The organism is Pseudomonas sp. Arb-4-2C, from assembly GCF_055755015.1.
This window is the reverse complement of sequence record NZ_CM146899.1, coordinates 304,740-323,004: the sequence shown is the minus strand read 5'-3', so window position 1 is coordinate 323,004 and position 18,265 is coordinate 304,740. Positions and strand designations below refer to the sequence as shown.

The following is an 18,265-nucleotide window of genomic DNA, read 5'->3' as shown; positions in this document are numbered from 1 at the left end:
GGCTGTTCCGCCGCCGCGCATCGTTATATTCTGGCATCAACCTACGAAGGGATTTCGCCGTGCGCTGGCTCAGGATTGCCATAAGTTTCACCGTCACGCTGTTGACCTTGCTCTGCATGCCTCCGGCCCAGGCCGCGCAAGGCAGTGGCTGGTCGGTATTGCTTGACGATCAGGGCAATCTGCAACTGAGCGACATCCGCTCGGCTCGCTACACCAATCAATTCAGCCCCATCGAACTCGACCGCCTCACGGCCGCCGAACCCGATGGCGCATTGTGGCTGCGCTTCAAACTGGCGCCGGGCAAGCACGAGCAAGTGCTGCGAATCTTCGCCCCCGACCTGTCCAACCTCAGTCTCTACGTGCTGGACGGCGACAAGCTGATCGAGCAACGAATCTCCGGCACCCAGCAGCCGCAGGTCGAACGGCCGCTGCCGAGCAGCGATTTCCTGCTGCCGCTGCCGCAAAGCGACAAGTCCCTCGATGTCTATCTGCGGATGGTTTCCGACCATCAGTTGCGCCCGCACATCACCCTGCAATCGGCGGTGATGAGTGCCGCCAACCAGAACCAGACCCTGATCTTCGGCCTGCTGTTCGGCTGCCTCGGCATGTTGCTGCTGCACAACCTCGTGCGCTACGCCTACTCGCGCTCGCGCAGCAGCCTGTGGCTCGCCGTCTGCGAAGGCCTGCTGGGCCTGAGTCTGTTGCTGCTGCTCAATCTCGCCGGCCCTTGGCTGCCGAACTGGCACGCGATCCAGACTCCCGGCGCCTATCTGGCCCTGCTGCTGACCGCCCCGGCCGGGTTGATGTTCGCCCTGCGCTTCTTCGCCCCGCTCGGCGCGCACCCGCTGAACAAACTGTTGCTGGGCGACATTCTGTTCATCGTGATCTGCAGCCTGCTGCTGTTATTCGTCAACACCCTGCCGCTGAACATCATCACTTACGCGCTGGTGGCTTTGGCCGGTCTGAGCATGCTGCTGGTGGGCTTCTACCACTGGCAAAAGGGTTACCGCCCAGCACGGCTGTTCGTAGCCGGGATGGTGGTTTTCAACATTGGCACCCTGATCATCCTGCCGGCATTGCTGGGGCTGACCCTGGTCGCGCCGCAAGGCCTGATCATGACCCTGATGGCGTTCATCTGCGTCAGCGGCCTGCTGATGAGCATCGCCTTGGGTGAGCGCCAGCGCAGCATCACCGAAAGCCGCTTCAGCATCAGCCGCGATCTCGCTGCGAGCAACGCCGAGATCAACGCCAAGGCCGAATTCCTCGCCAAGATCAGCCACGAAATCCGCACCCCGATGAACGGCGTGCTGGGCATGACCGAGCTGCTGCTGGGCACGCCATTGTCGGTCAAGCAACGCGACTACGTGCAGACCATCCACAGCGCCGGCAACGAACTGCTGACACTGATCAACGAGATCCTCGACATCTCCAAGCTCGAATCCGGGCAGATCGAACTGGACGACGTGCAGTTCGACCTCAATGCCCTGATCGACGATTGCCTGAGCATCTACCGGGCCAAGGCCGAACAGCAGAACGTCGAGCTGATCAGCTTCATCCAGCCGCAGGTACCGCGCGTGATCAGCGGTGACCCGACTCGCCTGCGTCAGACCCTGCTGAGCCTGCTGGAAAACGCCCTGAAGAAAACCGACGAAGGCGAAGTGCTGATCGTCGTCGCCCTCGACGAGCGCAGCGTCAAACCACGCCTGCGCATTGCCGTGCAGGACAGCGGGCAGCCGATGGATGCGGAAGAGCGCGACGCGCTGATGCACGCCGAACTGCACAGCAAGCACTTCCTCTCGGCCAATCGTCTGGGTGGCAATCTCGGGCTGGTGATCGCCCGGCAACTGATCCGTCTCATGCACGGTGAATTCGGAATCAAGAGTGGCGCCAGCCAGGGCAGCACGTTGTGGCTGACCCTGCCGCTGGACCCCGACCGTCTCGAACACCCGACTTCCGACCTCGACGGCCCGCTACAGGGTGCACGCGTGCTGGTGGTGGACGACAACGACACTTGCCGCAAGGTGCTGGTGCAGCAGTGCAGCGCCTGGGGCCTGAACGTCAGCGCCGTGCCCTCGGGCAAGGAAGCGCTGGCGCTGCTGCGCACCAAGGCGCACCTGCGTGACTACTTCGATGTGGTGTTGCTGGACCAGAACATGCCCGGCATGACCGGCATGCAACTGGCGGCCAAGATCAAGGAAGATCCGAGCCTGAACCACGACATCCTGTTGATCATGCTCACCGGCATCAGCAACGCGCCGAGCAAGATCATCGCGCGCAACTCCGGGATCAAGCGCATCCTCGCCAAACCGGTGGCCGGCTATACGCTCAAGACCACGCTCGCCGATGAGTTGAACCAGCGTAACAAGGGCCAGGTGGTGTTCCAGCCGCAAGTCGTCACGCCCGCCACGGCAGCCAAGGTGCCGAGCGACTTCCGCATTCTCGTCGCTGAAGACAACACGATTTCGACCAAAGTGATTCGCGGCATGCTCGGCAAGCTCAACCTGCAACCGGACACCGCCAGCAACGGCGAAGAAGCCCTGCAGGCGATGAAGGCCCAGCGTTACGACCTGGTGCTGATGGACTGCGAAATGCCGATCCTCGACGGTTTCTCGGCAACCCAGCAACTGCGCGCGTGGGAAGTCAGCAACCAGCGTATCCGCACGCCGATCGTGGCGTTGACCGCGCATATCCTCGCCGAGCACAAGGAACGCGCACGCCAGGCCGGAATGGACGGACACATGGCCAAACCGGTGGAGTTGTCGCAGTTACGTGAGTTGATCGAGCACTGGGTGGCGCAGCGTGATCAGCAGAACCGCACGGCCTCGACCTTTTGAGCAGGCGCATCGCGCCTGTCCGGCCGTGCCTCAATCGTCTGCAACGCGTTCTTCATCGGGCAATGTCAACATCGCAACGTTGTCATCCAGCCTGTCCCTGATTTTCAGGGCAATGGCTTCGCGTACCGGCGCGTAGAGGGTTTCGGACAACGAGGCCGCGGCATAACGCATGCACACGCTGCCGCGCACCTCCCCGGCCTGAAACAGCTCAGCCAAAGGGTTGCAGCCCAGGATCCGGTCGGTCTCGAGTTCGAGGTAGACACTTGTCACCGACGTCGGCGAGTTCGCGACGGCTACCAGCAGGCGCACAGCCCTGGCGGACGCACGCGCCTCATCCGGTTCAGGCGGGGAGACTTTCTGCACATGCTGTCGCAGCAACACCAATGCCGGCTCAGTGCCGGACAGAAGCGTCAGACGCTGCAGCACCAATGCCGCAGCGCTTTTGTCAGCCCCGGGGTCCTTGAACAACGCCGCGACGGTCCAGTCTTCGACCGACTCGATATTATCGTTTGCGATAGACAGATCCTGGCGTTCTCTTGAATGGCGCAACCAATAGTTGTCCAGAAATCCCACATACACGTCATACCAGTTGACGCCCGGTGTTTTTTCGATCTTCTTGTTGGCTGCCAGTTGCGCCAGCAACATGGAGTTGATCAAATCCTTATAGTGTTTTGAATCATCCGCAGACGGAATCACTACAACAACCACTCCGACGATCAACACAGAATAGTCGCAACTCATATCAACGCCCCTGACAAAAAAGGCAGCCAATAATCAGCTGCCTTTTTCAATCGTTTAGATTTCAATATCGATGATCTGGTTCTTGTGAGGAATCAGTTTGCTCTTGATCGATTCACGAACACCTTCAGCCACCAATGTATTCTTGGCAAATACCGTTTCGCCGCGATACAGATTCACATTTCGTACATCGACGTCCACGAACATGACTTGGGTAGAACTGTTCTTGCGCTGGAAACGCACCGCACCCACGGCCATCATGGCCTCGCCTTCAACTTCGACGCACGCACCGGCCGAAATGCCGCCAACGCCATGTTCCAGCAGATTGCGCTCATAGACAGTCAGCGCAGCAGTATCACGCTTCTGCAGGGCCGCAATCGCATCCCCCGCCACCTTGATCATCAATGCGCTAGCCGGGCCGGGCAGAGCAACGCCGGCAACCACCGAGCCGAGAATCTCCAATACCAGCTTGTCCATTCGCACGCTGGTGCCAGCCACGCCCAGATCACTGTAGTACTTGCTGATCGGCGTCCAGCCGGCCAGGGTCATGACTTCGCGAAAGCGCAAATACCATTCTTTACCCTGATGTTCTGCGGGGTACATTTTATTCGCAGCACGGGTTGCGAAGAGAAAGGCGTTTTCGGCATCCGAACGGTTTTCGGCAGTGAGTTTTCCGGCAAAACCCAGCGTACCTTCACCCACAACAGAGCCTTTCGAAGGTGCTTCGATAGTGTCCCCAGCCGCCATCAGGCCACGCGAACGAATAACGATCGGCTGGTCAATCTCACACGCCTCAATCGCTTTCACACAGGCAGAAATATAACCATCGAGAATAACTTGATCATGCATCAGAATTTCCTTATTAAGTACTAGCAAGCTCTTCATGAACTTGCCAGAAAGACCATAACCAAACATTCACACAGCCACAAACCAAAACCTGTAACACCATATACAAGCAACAAAATAAAACCAACAAACAACAATAAACCAACTAACCAGATGCCATTGCGAACAGCCGTTGCCGCACGCATTAACTTTTGCACACACAAGCAACTAACCGACTGATAGACTCGCTGCCATCACTCTCCGGATGCGAGCCGACCTCATGCTCCACGTGTTATTCAGCGTTTACCTGAAGATGCTGGTGCTCTACAGCCCGTTCTTCGTGTTGTCCTGCTTCATCAGCCTGACCCGGGGATATTCGCGCAAGGAGCAACGGCGCCTGGCCTGGAAAGTGGCGGTGGCCACCCTGGTTTCCAGCGTCCTGCTGTATCTGTTCGGGCGAGTGATTTTCGATGTGTTCGGGATCACCGTCGACGCGTTCCGCATCGGCGCCGGCAGTGTGCTGTTCATCTCGGCGCTGGGCATGGCCCAAGGCAAGCCGGCCGTGCAGGCGGACAACGTGCAACAGGACGTGACCATCGTGCCGCTGACCATTCCTCTCACGGTCGGCCCCGGCACCATCGGTGCCCTGCTGGTCATGGGTGTCAGCCAGCCACACTGGGACGACAAACTCACCGCCATCATGAGCATCGCCCTGGCCAGTTTCACAGTCGGCGTGGTGCTGTATCTGTCGAACCGGATCGAGCGGATTCTGGGCGATCAGGGATTGCAGATCGTCAGTCGACTGATGGGGCTGTTTGTCTGTGCATTGGCAGCGCAGATCATCTTCACCGGCGTCAAGGGCTATCTGGTGCCCTGACTTGATCACCGCAAAGGCCGCGAGCACATCTGCTCGTGGCCTTTGCCTGCCGGGCACACCGATTCAGATCGGCTTCAGACCTTCAGGATGACTACGCAACGGCGACGGCCAGCAACTCCTCCATCGTAGCCATCGTGGCACTCGCCTGACGCCCGCGCATTTTTTGCACCAGGCGCGACACCGGCAGCGAAAACTGTCCGTCAAAGCCGAGGAACACTTCACCACACAGCGCCGAATCGGTGCTGAACACATCCCGCAAGATCAGACTGTGCTCAGTATCCGGATCGATAATGACCAGGTGTTCGCCGACGATCTCCAGTTGCAGCTTTTGCGGGCTTTGCAGCGCCCAGTTCAGTTTGCCCGGGAGCGTGATGGTCTCGCTTGCCGCGTGGCGGCAGTCGACGATGACGGACTGCAGCCTGAGCCACAGCGCTCTGGACAGATGGAACAGCGCCCCCTGTCCCAATCGCAGAACCAGCGTGTCAACTCCGTCCGGCAGCAACGGCAGCAAATCACCGATCCTCATCTGCCCCTCGACCACCAGCACCCTGACATTTCGCTGCAGGTAATCGAACGGTCCGAGACGCTGCCGAGCGGGGTAGCTCTGCACGATTCCGTCGCCGCGCTGATGCAGCAGCACCTGAGCCTGACGCCGCGTACCCAACAGGTCGAAGTCGGCGGGCAGATCTGCATCAGCAATCTGGATCAGCCTGGCGCGCTGCACGTCATACCATTGCAAGCGGCCAGGTCCTGACTCCACCGAGACAAAGGCCTCGTGCTCGAACGCTTCCAGCAACGTTTGCAGACGCTCGACCAGGTGCTCGCCTTGCGCTGCGACCCAAGCGTTGTTGACCCCGGTGATCCGTTCGCCATGATCGAACGTGAGCGTCAGCATTACGCCTTCAACCGAAACACCCCGCAGGCCGCTACCGTCGAGACTCACATCGGCAAACGTCCAGTCTTCCCATTCCTGTTGCGATGGCGGCAACACATCATCGTGCAACAACTGCACACCATCACCGAATGCCCGTGTGAATTGCCGGGGATCGATGAACGTCTGACGGCTGATCTCCCCAGTCGCCGGTTCGAACAGCCAGACGTGTCGTTTGTCCGGGGTAACGCCCAGAAGACGGGTGTCGCCTCGGCTTGCCGGCTCGGTGAGCAACAGGCGTTGATCCACATACCAGGCGCACAGAGGCGCATCGACCTGGGTGTTGCGCAAACCGAGAATCGCAAAATCCTCGACCGGGTATTGCGCCAGCACCGCATCCAGTGCCTGCCACCAGTGCGCACGCCCCTTGAGCCATTGCTCGGTGACGCCGCCAAACTGCACCTCGCCCTGCCGGTTCAGATTGAAGAACAAGCCATCTTCGGTAACAGCCTGATAGGCATCCCCGACAGCCACAACCTGCTGGAGACCGTTCGGTTCCACCCACGCATGCGACCAGTTGGACTTGCCTTCGGACACTGTCCGCTCGAGCCGGCAAAGCCGCTGCCTGGGCCGATCGTAGACGACGAACAGGTCACTGTCCTGCGCCAGGGTCAGCAGCATCAGATCGTTCAGGTTCTTGATCGAGTCAGGCCAACCGCGCGCGCGCTTCGGGCGCGGCACCGGATGAATCAACAAACGGTCGCGACCGCGAATCCAGACCATGTCCCGCACATTGGGCTCGAACATCCAGCACACCGACACGTAAGACGCCGGCTCCCAGTCAATCGTGGTTGCTCCGTCCTGCTCAGGCGCCGGCAATTGCGGCAGATAGTCACCCACCACCTGCTGCCATCGCGTCAGCGTGTCGACGCCAGACAGTTCGACCGACAGCCGCCGATTCATATCGTGGGTGATGGAGCTCAACAGCAACTGCCCCTGATGAATCAGGAACCTGTACTGCAGCGTCTCGTGCCTCTCCTGAACAAGCGTCTGCACAACATGAATCACCCCATGTTCATCCGCCTCGATGCTGAGCACCGAACTTTTACCCGGCATCTGCAACAGCCGATAGCGGTGTTTGAGCAACCCGCTGACGGCGTCGACTTGCCAGATAAACGCATTCTCCGGTTCATGGAAGTACGCGAACCCGTCGACCACCGCGCCCAACAATGCCTTGTCGGCCTGCACCTGTTCATTGCGGATATACAGGAAACGGTCTTCGCCGGCGTCATACCAGGCCGTGGTGTAGCGCGGTTTTTGTGGCGATTCGAAGGGGATCAGGTAATGGTGAACCGGCGTATAAGGCAGCGCCAGACGGTGCTCCCGAGCGAGCGTCTTGTAGTGTTGGAGCAATGCCGACTCATCGAGACCTGGCGGCGCGGTGTCCTCCAGCAGCTCGAACGTCAGCGCTGCGCGATCGAGCCTGAACAGGCGCTGATCGGCCAGCCTGACCAGCACTTCATGACGCCCTTTGCCTGAGCACGTCACCTCGACACCGCCGACAGACAACGCGCCATATCGTCCCAGGAGCACATCGCTCTGCGTGGCCCAGGTTGCCACCAGTACCCAGCGGCAATGATCGCTGATACCCGGCGCCTGCAGTTCGACCTTGATCCCGCGGGTCAGGCTCAACGAGCACGAAGCCCCGGCCCCCGTCAGTTCATACGACACCTTGCCCTGCCAAGCCTGCGGCAGATCCGGCACGACCAGCTCCCGATCGGCCGCATCCAGCAGCACCCGGATCAGCGTATCCCGGTAGGACGGCAGCAACCGCTGAACAATGTAGTGGGACGGAAAAGAGTAAAACGTGAACAGAAACTGCCACTGCCCGTCCCGATCCTTTTTCTCAAGCTGACGTGCCGTATCGAAACCGGTGTCGTGTCGCCACGAGGCGAAGGGCAGCGCCTTGTACTCATAACCGTAATACGCCTGCGGCGTGCACGGCAGGATGATGCGTTGCCCAGCAGGCAGCTCGCGCCTGATCTGCCCCCGCAACCCCAACTGCTGGCGGATATCGATTGCCTTGGCATCATCAGGATCGCAGTCCGGCACGCCGAAATGGTCGCGCAGCCTGAGCAGTTTCGGACGCCCCAACAGCAGTCGCCCAGCCTTCAGATCCAGGCATTCGATACTCAGGGAAGAAGGCTGCACCACCCACGATTGCAAGGCCTCGTCAAAGCGATAGCCGACGCCATAGGCACTGCGCTTGAGGGCATCGAAAAACAACCCGACTGCTTGCGCGTCCCGGGCGATGCTGGCAAACCCTTGGGCCAGTGCGGCCACACCGACGGCCAAACCACCGAACATGACGCCAACGCCGCCCAGCACCGCCGCCGCTGTCGCAGCTCCCGTAGCGGCCGCCGCCAGGCCGGCACCGGTCAACGCCAGACCCGTTGAGTCAAACGCCAGCTGCGTGCCGAACTGCGCCTTGTCCACATCGTTTTTGGCGGTTGCCAATTGATAGATATCGAAGCCTACGTTGGCCAGTCCCAACAATGCGCCAACGCCTTCATTGGCCACATGCCCGAGGGCTTCACCAACCACGGGGGCGCAAGTGCGGGCAATAGCCTTCTCTTCGCTCAGCGCGGTCTGGACCAGTTTGACCACGCCGGCGACATCCATGAACGTGCCATGGGCCAGTTGCGCATAGTTGACGTAGGCGTGCAGGCGCACAGCCAGGGTCAGCGTCCGATCGTCCCCCTCGCGTTTACGCAGGGCATTCATCAAGGCCTGGATGGTGAACCCGGCATTGAGCGTGTGCACGCTGGCTACCTCGAACGGATCCGGCAGCCCGCCGGGGCCTCCGGGTTTTCGCCCCAATGTCGCAAACTGCTCCGTCAGGTAATCCTTGATGCGCAGCAGGCGAGGTTCATCGCTGATCACCTGCGTCACAAACTGCCCGTTCGATGGATCGAACAGGCTCATCCGATATCGGCCCTCGGCGGTGATCTCCAGCGTTTCAAACACGGGCACCAATGTTTTGGGCACGTCATGCAGATCCTGCAGGCCTGCCGTCACATGGGCGATCTGCTGCCCCCACCAGCGACTGTCCAGTTCCAGCAGGCTGCGACCCAGATGGGCATTCTCCACGAGCGATTGACCATGGGCGCTGGCCAGACGTCGACGAATCGGACGCAACGAGGATTGCTGGGGCAAGGCGTCTGACTCCAGCAACTGCCCGACGGAGAACCCGCCGGACACTTGCAGGGCGGCCACTTGTTGTCCATGCACCTCAATCAGATCGAACTCCGGAGCGGCGGGCTCGCCATAGGCGCCGTAGTACCCGGACATGCCCTGCTTGAGGAAAAAGTCCGCCAGTCCCTGCTTGAACATTGCGGGGCTGGCGTACTTGAACAGCCCGAAGTTGGGATCATAGAAATGGAAGTTGGCCTGCCCGGCTTCTACGGTTTTCGCCACGAGCATGGCGTGGTTATCGGAGTTGAGCATAAAGGTGCCGTGGCCGGAATAACGCTCAAGGCGGGTGGTCACCTCAGCCAGGTTGACCCGTCCAAGCGCCTGCCCCACATCCCTGAGCTGAACATCGCGCAATTGCTCCAGTGCATCGAGAAACGCCAGCGAATCACTCTGTTCAGGGGCGACGACCGCCAGATAGAAGCGCTCGCGCAAGCGGCCGAAAGCCTGCTCACCACGGGTCAGCGCGGCGCTCACAACCAGCGCCAACGGATAACAGCGCCCCCCGACGGCTTCACCTGCGCTGTGCAGCAACAGATCCTGTGGCACCGGTTTGAAGTGTGTGCCGTTGAACTCCTCGAGCACCTGTTCCGTGCGCTCAACGATATGTTCCTGGTGTTCCAGGGTCGCCCGCTGCCGGATACGCGCCACCTGGCGGCCCCACTGAAACGGCGTATGGGCCTGAGACAGTGCGACGTCCTTGAGCGCCAGCGCACTCCCGGGCGCCGGCATTGGTTCATCGAACACGCTGGCCATTCCCGCCATGAACGCCGGTGTCCGGCGCTTGTACAACTGCCGCTCGATGGCCGCATAGCGATTGGAAGCGCCCAACTCAACCACGCTGTTGGCGAGGTTATCCAGCTCCTCGCCGAGCAACGCGAAGCGTCGGTTGTCCAAGGTCTGCGCACCGAGCAGCATGCCAAGCGTCAGGCGCTGCAACGGGCTGGCATGCGCCAGATGCAAGGTGCCTTTGGCCATTGCGCTGAGCAGTTCATCGAGGCCCAGGAGCTGGGTTTTCGGGTCGCTCAATGACCCCGGCGCCAATACCTCGACAGGCTGGGCCTTGATCGCTTGGCGGTCGTCGAAACTCAGCGGCAGCGGGGTTTCAAAAGTAATCGGTCCGTTGTGACTGCGCCGCATTGCTCGAATGAACGGCTCACCCAAGGTGTCGACCAGCTTTTGCAGAATGTCGCTCAGCAGCACCGGACGCCCTTCGAGCAGCGGCCAGCCGTTGTCGAATTCGATCGTTGAATGCTTGAGCAACTGCGCGACATCACCCAGGTAGCGGGTTGGGTATTGTCCTGCCTGCCAGCGGGCCTGCTCATCGGCCAACCATTTCTGCGGGTCGGTTTCGTTGTCTTTCCAGGAATGGTCCTGCTCTTCTTCTGTCGCACGATTGATCATTGCCAACGGTGCAATGCCAAGCTGCTCGCGAGCCGCTTGCGCCCCGGCGGCAGTGAAATGCTGCCTTTCGTAATCCGCCATGCCACTGCGCATGGCCCCGGGACCGGTCAGGTAGATAGTCCACTCACTCTGCAGACGAATCCCATCGCTGAAATATCCAGCGGCAGCACTGGCCAGCAAATTGGCGGAAATGTCTTGCTCCATCGACAACCGGTCGAGCGGTCCGTAGGTGCGCTCGAGCACCTCGCGCGCCAGTTGGATCATGCCATCAAAATCAATCCGCGCAACGCCGCGCTTGACCGCCAGATACGTCGCTTCGTCGATCACTTCATAGTTGAAGCGCATTCGCTCGATCACCGATTCGAGCATCGCGGCGCGAGGATGAGCCAGCAGAAATGCGTTGCTCAGCGACGAACCATCGACCACCGCGCGCAACTCGTGAACACGCGCCATCCCCGGCACCGGAACCTCAAAAACCTGGCCCAATGTGGGGCCGGCCTTGGCAAATGCCTCCAACTGCGCGCGGTGCTGCACAGGAATGGAGTCGAAATAATCGGTGTAGCGACTGCGCAATGCCTGACGCCCGGGCATCCAGTGGGGGTTGTGATCGAGCAGCAGTTGCAACGCTCCCATGCGCGCATCCCCGCCCCATTCGCTGATATCGGTGGTGCCCAGCCGCTGCGCCAGCGCTGGCAGATTATCCACATCTGCGTACCCTCCCCCTTCATTGAACAGAGCTTCGACCCGCACGATATCGGAGGCCGCCGCCAGATTGCCGCGCAAACGAGTTTCACGCAGGTAAATGTCCTGTAACTGCATCGGTTTTCCCGCGTCACCCACATCGCGCAGATTCAGGTCATCACCGGCCAGCGCCATCAGGCTGTGACGATTGCGCTCCAGCAGCGCTTCCAACGCCCCCGCTTCCTGGCCATAGGCCCGGGTCAGCAGGTCGATTCTGGCGTCATCAGCCGATTGCCCGGCGGCGACGGCCGTGTTGATGTGCTCGAACATCTGTTGCTTGAGCACCATCGCGCGCTCTTCGTACAGCGTCGCCAGTTCGTCCTCGGTGATGGTTCTATCCCCGACCTGAAGCAATGCATCAGCCTTGGCCGCCTCAACAATCAGCTTGTTGGTCTGATGCGCCAGAAGCGCATCACTGTCGTACCACAGGTTGAGGGAATAGCCCTGCCCCGCCAGTACCTGCCGCCACACATTGAGATAATCGCGCTGGATCTCGCCAATGCCACCGCCGAGCCAGACAAAGTGCATGGCCTTCGGCACCGCCGTGGGAGGTGTTTTCATTTGCTCGATACCAAAGCGCAGGCGCGTTTCGAACCCTTCGATCTTTTCGCAGATCTGTGGAAGGTCCGCTGCGGCCGGCGCTTGCACATCGCTCGCTCGCGGTACCCGGACCGGTCCGCGCAACAACTCCAGCGTCTGTTTGAGCAAGGCCAACGGTTCCATCAACTCTGGTGACTCGAGTTTGCCCACGCAGGCAAAGTAATAACGCAATACCGAATCGTAATGTTGACTGCCTTTATGCGATGACAACGCTTGCTCAAGGTCTTTCAACTTGAAGAGATCGACAAACTTAACAAACTGTTCTCTGTTCTGATCTATTGATTGCATTGAACCCAACATCCTTATTGATTGCGCGCGATAACCCGGCTGTAACATTCGGAAAGTTCGGACACGACAGTGCGCTTAAGGCCTACAGGTAACGTCCCGAGGCCCCATGCAGCAGCTGAACAGCAGATTCCGATGCGGCAAAACTACCGGGCAATAACAACGCGCTCAAACGGGAAAACATTCAGCAAGTTTCAGAAAACAGCAAAAAAGCCATAACCAATAAAGAATGTAACGTCCAATACCTGTCACCGGACATGTCATTGACGTACACGCCGTAAATGCGCCTCGAACAAACAAAGACATTGAGACGTCAATAAGGCGTCATCTACTGACTAATGAGATAAGACAGAACGTAAGTAACAAGAATTCGCTGACGAGCGACGGTCAGATGTCGGACGGATACCAGTGAACAATCCGACACGGTCAAATCCGGAAACAATCGCGAATGACGCCGTTCGCTGCAACGATCTGACAGCGGCGAAAAAGACCGCAGCCCCGAAGGGCTGCGCAGGGACTCAGGACAGCGGCTTTTCGCCGTACCAGCGGGGCGTGTAGACCCAGTCGCCACCTTCGGCGCGGGGGAACGTGCAGGTCGTGGACGAGCCAATCAGCACCATGGTGCGCATGTCCACCTGATCCGGGGTCAATGCGCCCAGTGTGGTGGTGCGCAGGGTCTGGCCTGGCCGGCCGATGTCCCGCCCCAGCACCACAGGCGTCTCAGGCGTGCGGTGTTGCGCGACGATTTCCAGCGCGCGGCCCAATTGCCACGGACGGGCGCGGGAGATCGGATTATAGAAAGCCAGCGCCAGATCGGCTTCAGCGGCCAGGTCCAGGCGCTTCTCGATGATCGACCACGGCTTGAGGTTGTCCGACAGCGACATCACGCAGAAGTCATGCCCCAGCGGCGCACCGGCCTGCGCGGCGGTAGCCAGAGAGGCCGAGACGCCCGGCAGGATTTGCAGATCGACGCTGTGCCAGGCCGGATCATCCGACTCGTGCAACGCTTCGAGCACTGCCGCCGCCATGGCGAACACCCCCGGATCGCCGGACGACACCACGATCACCGAACGCCCCTGCGCGGCCAGCCGGAAGGCGTGGCGGGCGCGCTGCATTTCTTCACGGTTGTCGGTGCAGTGCTGCACTTGATCGTTGCGAAACGGCCCGGCCATGCGCACATAAGTTTCGTAGCCGAGCACATCGGTAGCGCGCGCCAGTTCGGCTTTGACGGCGGGCACCATCAGCTCTGCCGCACCGGGCCCCAGGCCAATCACCGCCAGACGTCCTCGTGGGCGCCCGATTTGCGCGATGTCCAGCGGCTGTTCGGCAACAGCGATCGCCAGCCCGTTCACCTCAGTGACCCTGGCCCCTGGCAGTGCACTGCGCGCCACTGCTGCGGTGCCGTTTTGCGCCGCCACAAAACGCAGCGGCACACCCAGTACCAAAGCCGCTTCACGCAAATCCGCCGAGGCCATTTCGCTGTCAGCCGCCACCAGGCAGGCCAACGCTTGCACTGCGACGTTCGCTTGCTGCAACGCCGCGCGCACGGCATTCGGCAGATCGCCGACAGCGCCTGTCACCGCCGCCGCAACGCTGCGCGGGTAGATCAACAATTCATGGGCGCTCGCGGCACGCTCGGCACTGCTGATGTGGATCGAGCGCTGCGCCTGCGGATTTTCCGGTAACTGCGCCTGTTCCAGCCACGGCGCCGCGCCTTCGATACGCACGCTGTGCCCGGCCAGCAGATCCGAGACAAACCGCTTGCCCAGCTCCAGGTCCGCCAAGGCATAGCCGCTCGGCGGATTGAGCAGGCAGGTGCCGAAGCGCAACTCGCCACTGGTGGTGATCGCCGGGGCCACTTGCAGCCCGGCCGCAATCTCGCGGGCCATGACGTTCACCCCGCCGAGGCCGCCAAGCAGCGGCACCACGGCGCTGCCGTCTTCCGCAACGGCGAGCACCGCAGGCTCGGCGCCCTTCTCCAGCAGCAGCGGCGCCAGGGTGCGGATGACGATGCCGGCCGCGCACAGGGCAATGATCGGTGTGTCCTGCTGATACAACTCACGCAGGGTTGAGCCGAACTCCTGATAGGTGCGATCGGCGCCCTCGACCCGCCCGGCCAGGCCGTGGATCTGCGCGGCGGGATAGACCTGCTGGATGCGCAGGGCAGTGGCCAGGCTGCCCTGACCGAGGATAACGATGGCGGGTGTTGAAGGATTCATCAGCCTTGCCACCGTTCGCCCGGGACGATGATCAGCGAGAAGTACGGCGAGGACATGGGCTCGACCTGATCCAGCGGCACGATCTTCTGATTGGCCATGGTCGCGCGCTCGACGTACAGCGCCCGCTCGGCCAGACCGAGCTCTTCGAGCACCTGTCGGACTTTCGGAAAGTTGCGCCCCAGCTTCATGATCACTGCTGCGTCGGCGTCGGCAAGACGACGCTTCAGATCATCATGCGGCAGCACGCCGGACAGCACCGACAGGCTCTGGTTGCGATACACCAGCGGCGCACCGAGCACCGAAGCGCCGCCGAGCATCGAACACACGCCCGGCACCACTTCGACTTCGTAACGCGTAGACAGACGGTCATGCAGATACATGTAGGAGCCGTAGAAGAACGGATCGCCTTCGCAGATCACCGCCACATCGCGACCGGCATCCAGATGCGCGGCCACCGTCTCGGCGGCTTCGTCGTAGAAATCGCTGATCACTTGCTCGTACGACAGCGGTGCCGGCAACACTTCAGTGGTCACCGGGTACACCAGCGGCAGCAGATTCTGCGCGTCTTGCAGGTGCGCCTCGATGATGCCGAAGGCGTTGCCTTTCTTGCCCTTGGCGACGAAGTACGCCACCACCGGCGATTCGCGCAACAGACGCAAGGCTTTCACGGTGATCAACTCCGGATCACCCGGACCGACGCCCAGACCGATCAAACGTCCTTTGGCCTGCATTATTCGATCTCCGTGGCGAGAGCATTCACCGCTGCGGCGGCCATGGCGCTGCCGCCCAGGCGGCCCTGCATGATCACGAACGGTACACCGCGACTGTCAGCCGCGAGCGCCGCTTTCGATTCCGCCGCACCAACGAAACCCACCGGGAAGCCGAGGATCAATGCTGGTTTCGGCGCACCGGCGTCGAGCATTTCCAGCAGATAGAACAGTGCGGTCGGCGCGTTGCCAATCACCACCACACTGCCTTCCAGGTGTGGACGCCAGAGTTCCAGCGCTGCGGCGGAACGGGTGTTGCCCAGCTCAAGAGCCAGCGCCGGGACGCTGTCGTCGCGCAGGGTGCAGATCACTGGGTTGTTGGCCGGCAGGCGGGCACGGGTCACGCCTTCGGAGACCATCCGTGCATCACACAGGATCGGCGCACCGGCCGCCAGCGCATCGCGCCCGGCCTTGCCTGCGCCTTCGGAGAACTGCAGACCATCGACGGCCTCGACCATGCCGCAGGCGTGGATCACCCGCACTGCAAGTTTTTCCAGGTCGGCCGGGATGCGCGCCAGATTGGCCTCGCTGCGTATGATCGCGAAGGAGTTGCGATAGATTTCCTGACCGTCGCGGATGTAATCAAGCATCAAGGGGGCTCCGTGAGCGGGCGTCGAGCAGGGTCGCGGCCGCTTCAATAGTAAGGTTGCGTGCGTGCAGCGTGCCGAAACCCGGCCGTGCTGCATCGCGAAAATAAAGGTCGTAATGACCGCTGCCGACCGCCAGCAACGTCGCCGGAGCAGCGTGCGCAGCGGCGCAGGAACGCGGACAGCCGGACAGGTGCACATCAAGCGCTCGCGGCAACAACGTCGCCAGCAGATGGGCATCGTGCTTGGTATCGGCCAGACCTTTGCCGCAGCCGCTGGATCCCGTGCAGGCGATCAGGCGCGACAAGGGCTCGCTGGCCCGGGTCAACAGGTTGAGTTGCTCCAGACTGTGGAGCACGTGCGCAGCGTCACTCGCCTTGACGTTGGGCAACAACAGGCTTTGCCACGGTGTGAAGCGCAGGCTGCCATCGCCGCAGTCGCGGGCCAGTTGTGCGGCGCCGCGCAGCATGCCCGGGTCGAGACGACCGAGCGCCGGCACCGCGCCTACGTATGTCAGGTCGCTGTTGTGCTGCGAATGAGCGCCGATGTGCAGGGCGGCGGCGGCCGGCATGCGTTGCCAGTCGCCGATCGCCTTGATCGGCAAGCGTGCAGCGAGCTGTTCGACAAATACCGACAGCGGCAACTCTTCGAGCAAGTGCCGCATGCGCGTCTGCTCTGGCCGTGCCCGTTCAAGGAACAGCTCCAGCACCGAGACCACCAGCGCATGGCCGTTTTCCAGCGCCACGGCGCCGACCGCACGATCTGTCGGGCACCCGGCCAGACCGAACGCCAGCAGCGTTTTGCCCTCGCGCTCGAACGCCGCCAGCCACAGGTCATGTGGATGCTCGAGCATCGCCAGCGCTTCACCACCGTCCAGTTGCACGGCGAACTTGGCACTCAACTCGTGGAAGCGCGGATGGCTTTGCAGGGTGTCGAGGATCTGCCCGGCGAGGGCGCGCGTATCCAGACACATCTGCCGGTCGATCCCGGCGGCGGGGCTGAGCATCAGGTTGCGCACGTCGTCGCCGGCAGCGGTTCGCGGCCCGAGACCGGCGTCCAGCAAGCTGTCGATCAATGCCGCAGACTGCCCGCCGATGCCGCGAATCTGCAGATTGGCGCGGTTGGTCGCCTCGATCGCGCTGCTGGCGAAACGCTCGGCGGCATCGGCCACTGCATCAGCCTGATCGGCGCTGATCGAACCGCCATTGAGCTTGATCCGGCAGATACCGCCGTCCAGTGCCTGGACAATACGCAACAACCCCGGACAAGCCGAGGGGCGTAGAGCGGTGGACATTGGGCGTTCGTTCAAGGGATGACCGACTGGCTGGCAGCGCTGTGAGGGGCGAAAGGTCGCCATTATGCCTGCTTTGCCCAAGCGCATGAAAATGCCTGCCGGTCGGAATCCTCGCCCTGACGATAAATACCTGAGCCCGCCAGCTCTCAGAGCTCGTGTTCCTCCAGCTTGAACGGAATGTCACGAATGGCCAGCGCCAGCCTTTCACGATTGGCGTCCATTGCCCGACGGTTGATCACCAGTCTTCTGGCGCGGATATCCAGTTGAGACATTGGCTGATGGATCTGCCAGAAGAGATACGTTGTGCGCATGACCGTTTTGATAAACCTGATCTGACTGAGCACCACCACCAGCTCACCATTGGCGCCATAGCGCACCGGCATGATGTGGGACTTATGTGTCTTGCCACTCGAGCCTGCGAACTTGGCCAGCAACAGTGCATCTTTTTCGAGTGCAGCGTGTGCCGTCTCAACCTGTGCCAGCTGAGACCGCGTAACCAGACGTGCGGCCGACATCATCCAGGCTTGCTGTACGCTCCCGGAAAACTGCGGCTGAACAAACTCGACAGGCTCCTCATCAAAACTCCAGCCATACGACCAGAGTACGCCGACATAGTAGTCGAACCATTCACCTGTATTCTTATCACTGTCATAAAGCTTATTCGCCTTGAAGGAGGCGAGAAATATGCAGTTATTGAAAAAGTTTCTGTCGACTACCGCCTGCGTTTCAAAGCCGGTCACCAACGTATCGTTCATTACTACTGCATGCCAACTGCCCGCTTCCGTGCGCAACTCAGTATCCATACTGTTTATTTCTCTATTAAATAAAATAAAACACACCGAAAGCCCAAGAGCATTCAGAACTTCAAAATCTCAACCAAGGCAAACTAACAAAGTTGCCGCCTCGAATAATTGATTTTTATAAACCTCATGTATCTGGTGCGTTCCTCCCGTCACCACCGATAGACCTGA

Annotated in this window: 10 protein-coding genes; 2 read left to right on the top strand and 8 right to left on the bottom strand. The window is 60.8% G+C overall.

The features are described 5' to 3' along the window. Nucleotides 1-59: 59 nt before the first annotated feature. The gene (locus AC0J41_RS01370) at nt 60-2,834 is read left to right on the top strand and encodes a hybrid sensor histidine kinase/response regulator (RefSeq protein WP_473014367.1); all 2,775 of its coding nucleotides are present in this window, start codon (nt 60-62) and stop codon (nt 2,832-2,834) included. A 30-nt stretch (nt 2,835-2,864) separates the two neighbouring features. On the opposite strand, the gene AC0J41_RS01365 is transcribed toward AC0J41_RS01370, so the two are convergent. Further along, nucleotides 2,865-3,575, bottom strand: a complete 711-nt coding sequence (locus tag AC0J41_RS01365) for a hypothetical protein (protein ID WP_473014366.1) — start codon at nt 3,573-3,575, stop codon at nt 2,865-2,867. Between the two features lie 54 nt (nt 3,576-3,629). Continuing rightward, nucleotides 3,630-4,421 (bottom strand): hypothetical protein, encoded by a 792-nt coding sequence (locus AC0J41_RS01360; RefSeq protein WP_473014365.1) that lies wholly within the window; start codon nt 4,419-4,421, stop codon nt 3,630-3,632. A gap of 256 nt (nt 4,422-4,677) precedes the next feature. On the opposite strand from AC0J41_RS01360, the gene AC0J41_RS01355 reads away from it, so the two are divergent. Continuing rightward, complete coding sequence (locus tag AC0J41_RS01355) at nt 4,678-5,274, top strand: MarC family protein (protein ID WP_025111770.1); 597 nt, start codon at nt 4,678-4,680, stop codon at nt 5,272-5,274. 91 nt (nt 5,275-5,365) lie between these two features. Here the strand turns inward: AC0J41_RS01355 and AC0J41_RS01350 are convergent, their stop codons facing one another. The 6 genes from AC0J41_RS01350 to AC0J41_RS01325 all read right to left on the bottom strand — a co-directional run bounded on the left by AC0J41_RS01350 (nt 5,366) and on the right by AC0J41_RS01325 (nt 18,097). Beyond that, nucleotides 5,366-12,478, bottom strand: a complete 7,113-nt coding sequence (locus AC0J41_RS01350; RefSeq protein ID WP_473014364.1) for a TcdA/TcdB pore-forming domain-containing protein — start codon at nt 12,476-12,478, stop codon at nt 5,366-5,368. Between the two features lie 467 nt (nt 12,479-12,945). Then, nucleotides 12,946-14,646, bottom strand: a complete 1,701-nt coding sequence (cobJ, locus tag AC0J41_RS01345) for a precorrin-3B C(17)-methyltransferase (RefSeq protein ID WP_473014363.1) — start codon at nt 14,644-14,646, stop codon at nt 12,946-12,948. Next, entirely contained in the window at nt 14,646-15,377 is a 732-nt protein-coding gene (locus AC0J41_RS01340) for a precorrin-2 C(20)-methyltransferase (RefSeq protein ID WP_473014362.1), read from the bottom strand. Before AC0J41_RS01340 ends, cobJ begins: the two co-directional genes overlap by 1 nt. After that, entirely contained in the window at nt 15,377-16,003 is a 627-nt protein-coding gene (locus AC0J41_RS01335; RefSeq protein WP_473014361.1) for a precorrin-8X methylmutase, read from the bottom strand. The genes AC0J41_RS01340 and AC0J41_RS01335 overlap by 1 nt, the downstream gene beginning before the upstream one ends. Next, a complete protein-coding gene (gene cobG, locus AC0J41_RS01330) occupies nt 15,996-17,294 on the bottom strand; it encodes a precorrin-3B synthase (RefSeq protein WP_473014360.1) in 1,299 nt (432 codons plus the stop codon). The genes AC0J41_RS01335 and cobG overlap by 8 nt, the downstream gene beginning before the upstream one ends. Before the next feature lie 146 nt (nt 17,295-17,440). Then, a complete protein-coding gene (locus tag AC0J41_RS01325; RefSeq protein WP_473014359.1) occupies nt 17,441-18,097 on the bottom strand; it encodes a hypothetical protein in 657 nt (218 codons plus the stop codon). Between the last annotated feature and the right edge of the window lie 168 nt (nt 18,098-18,265).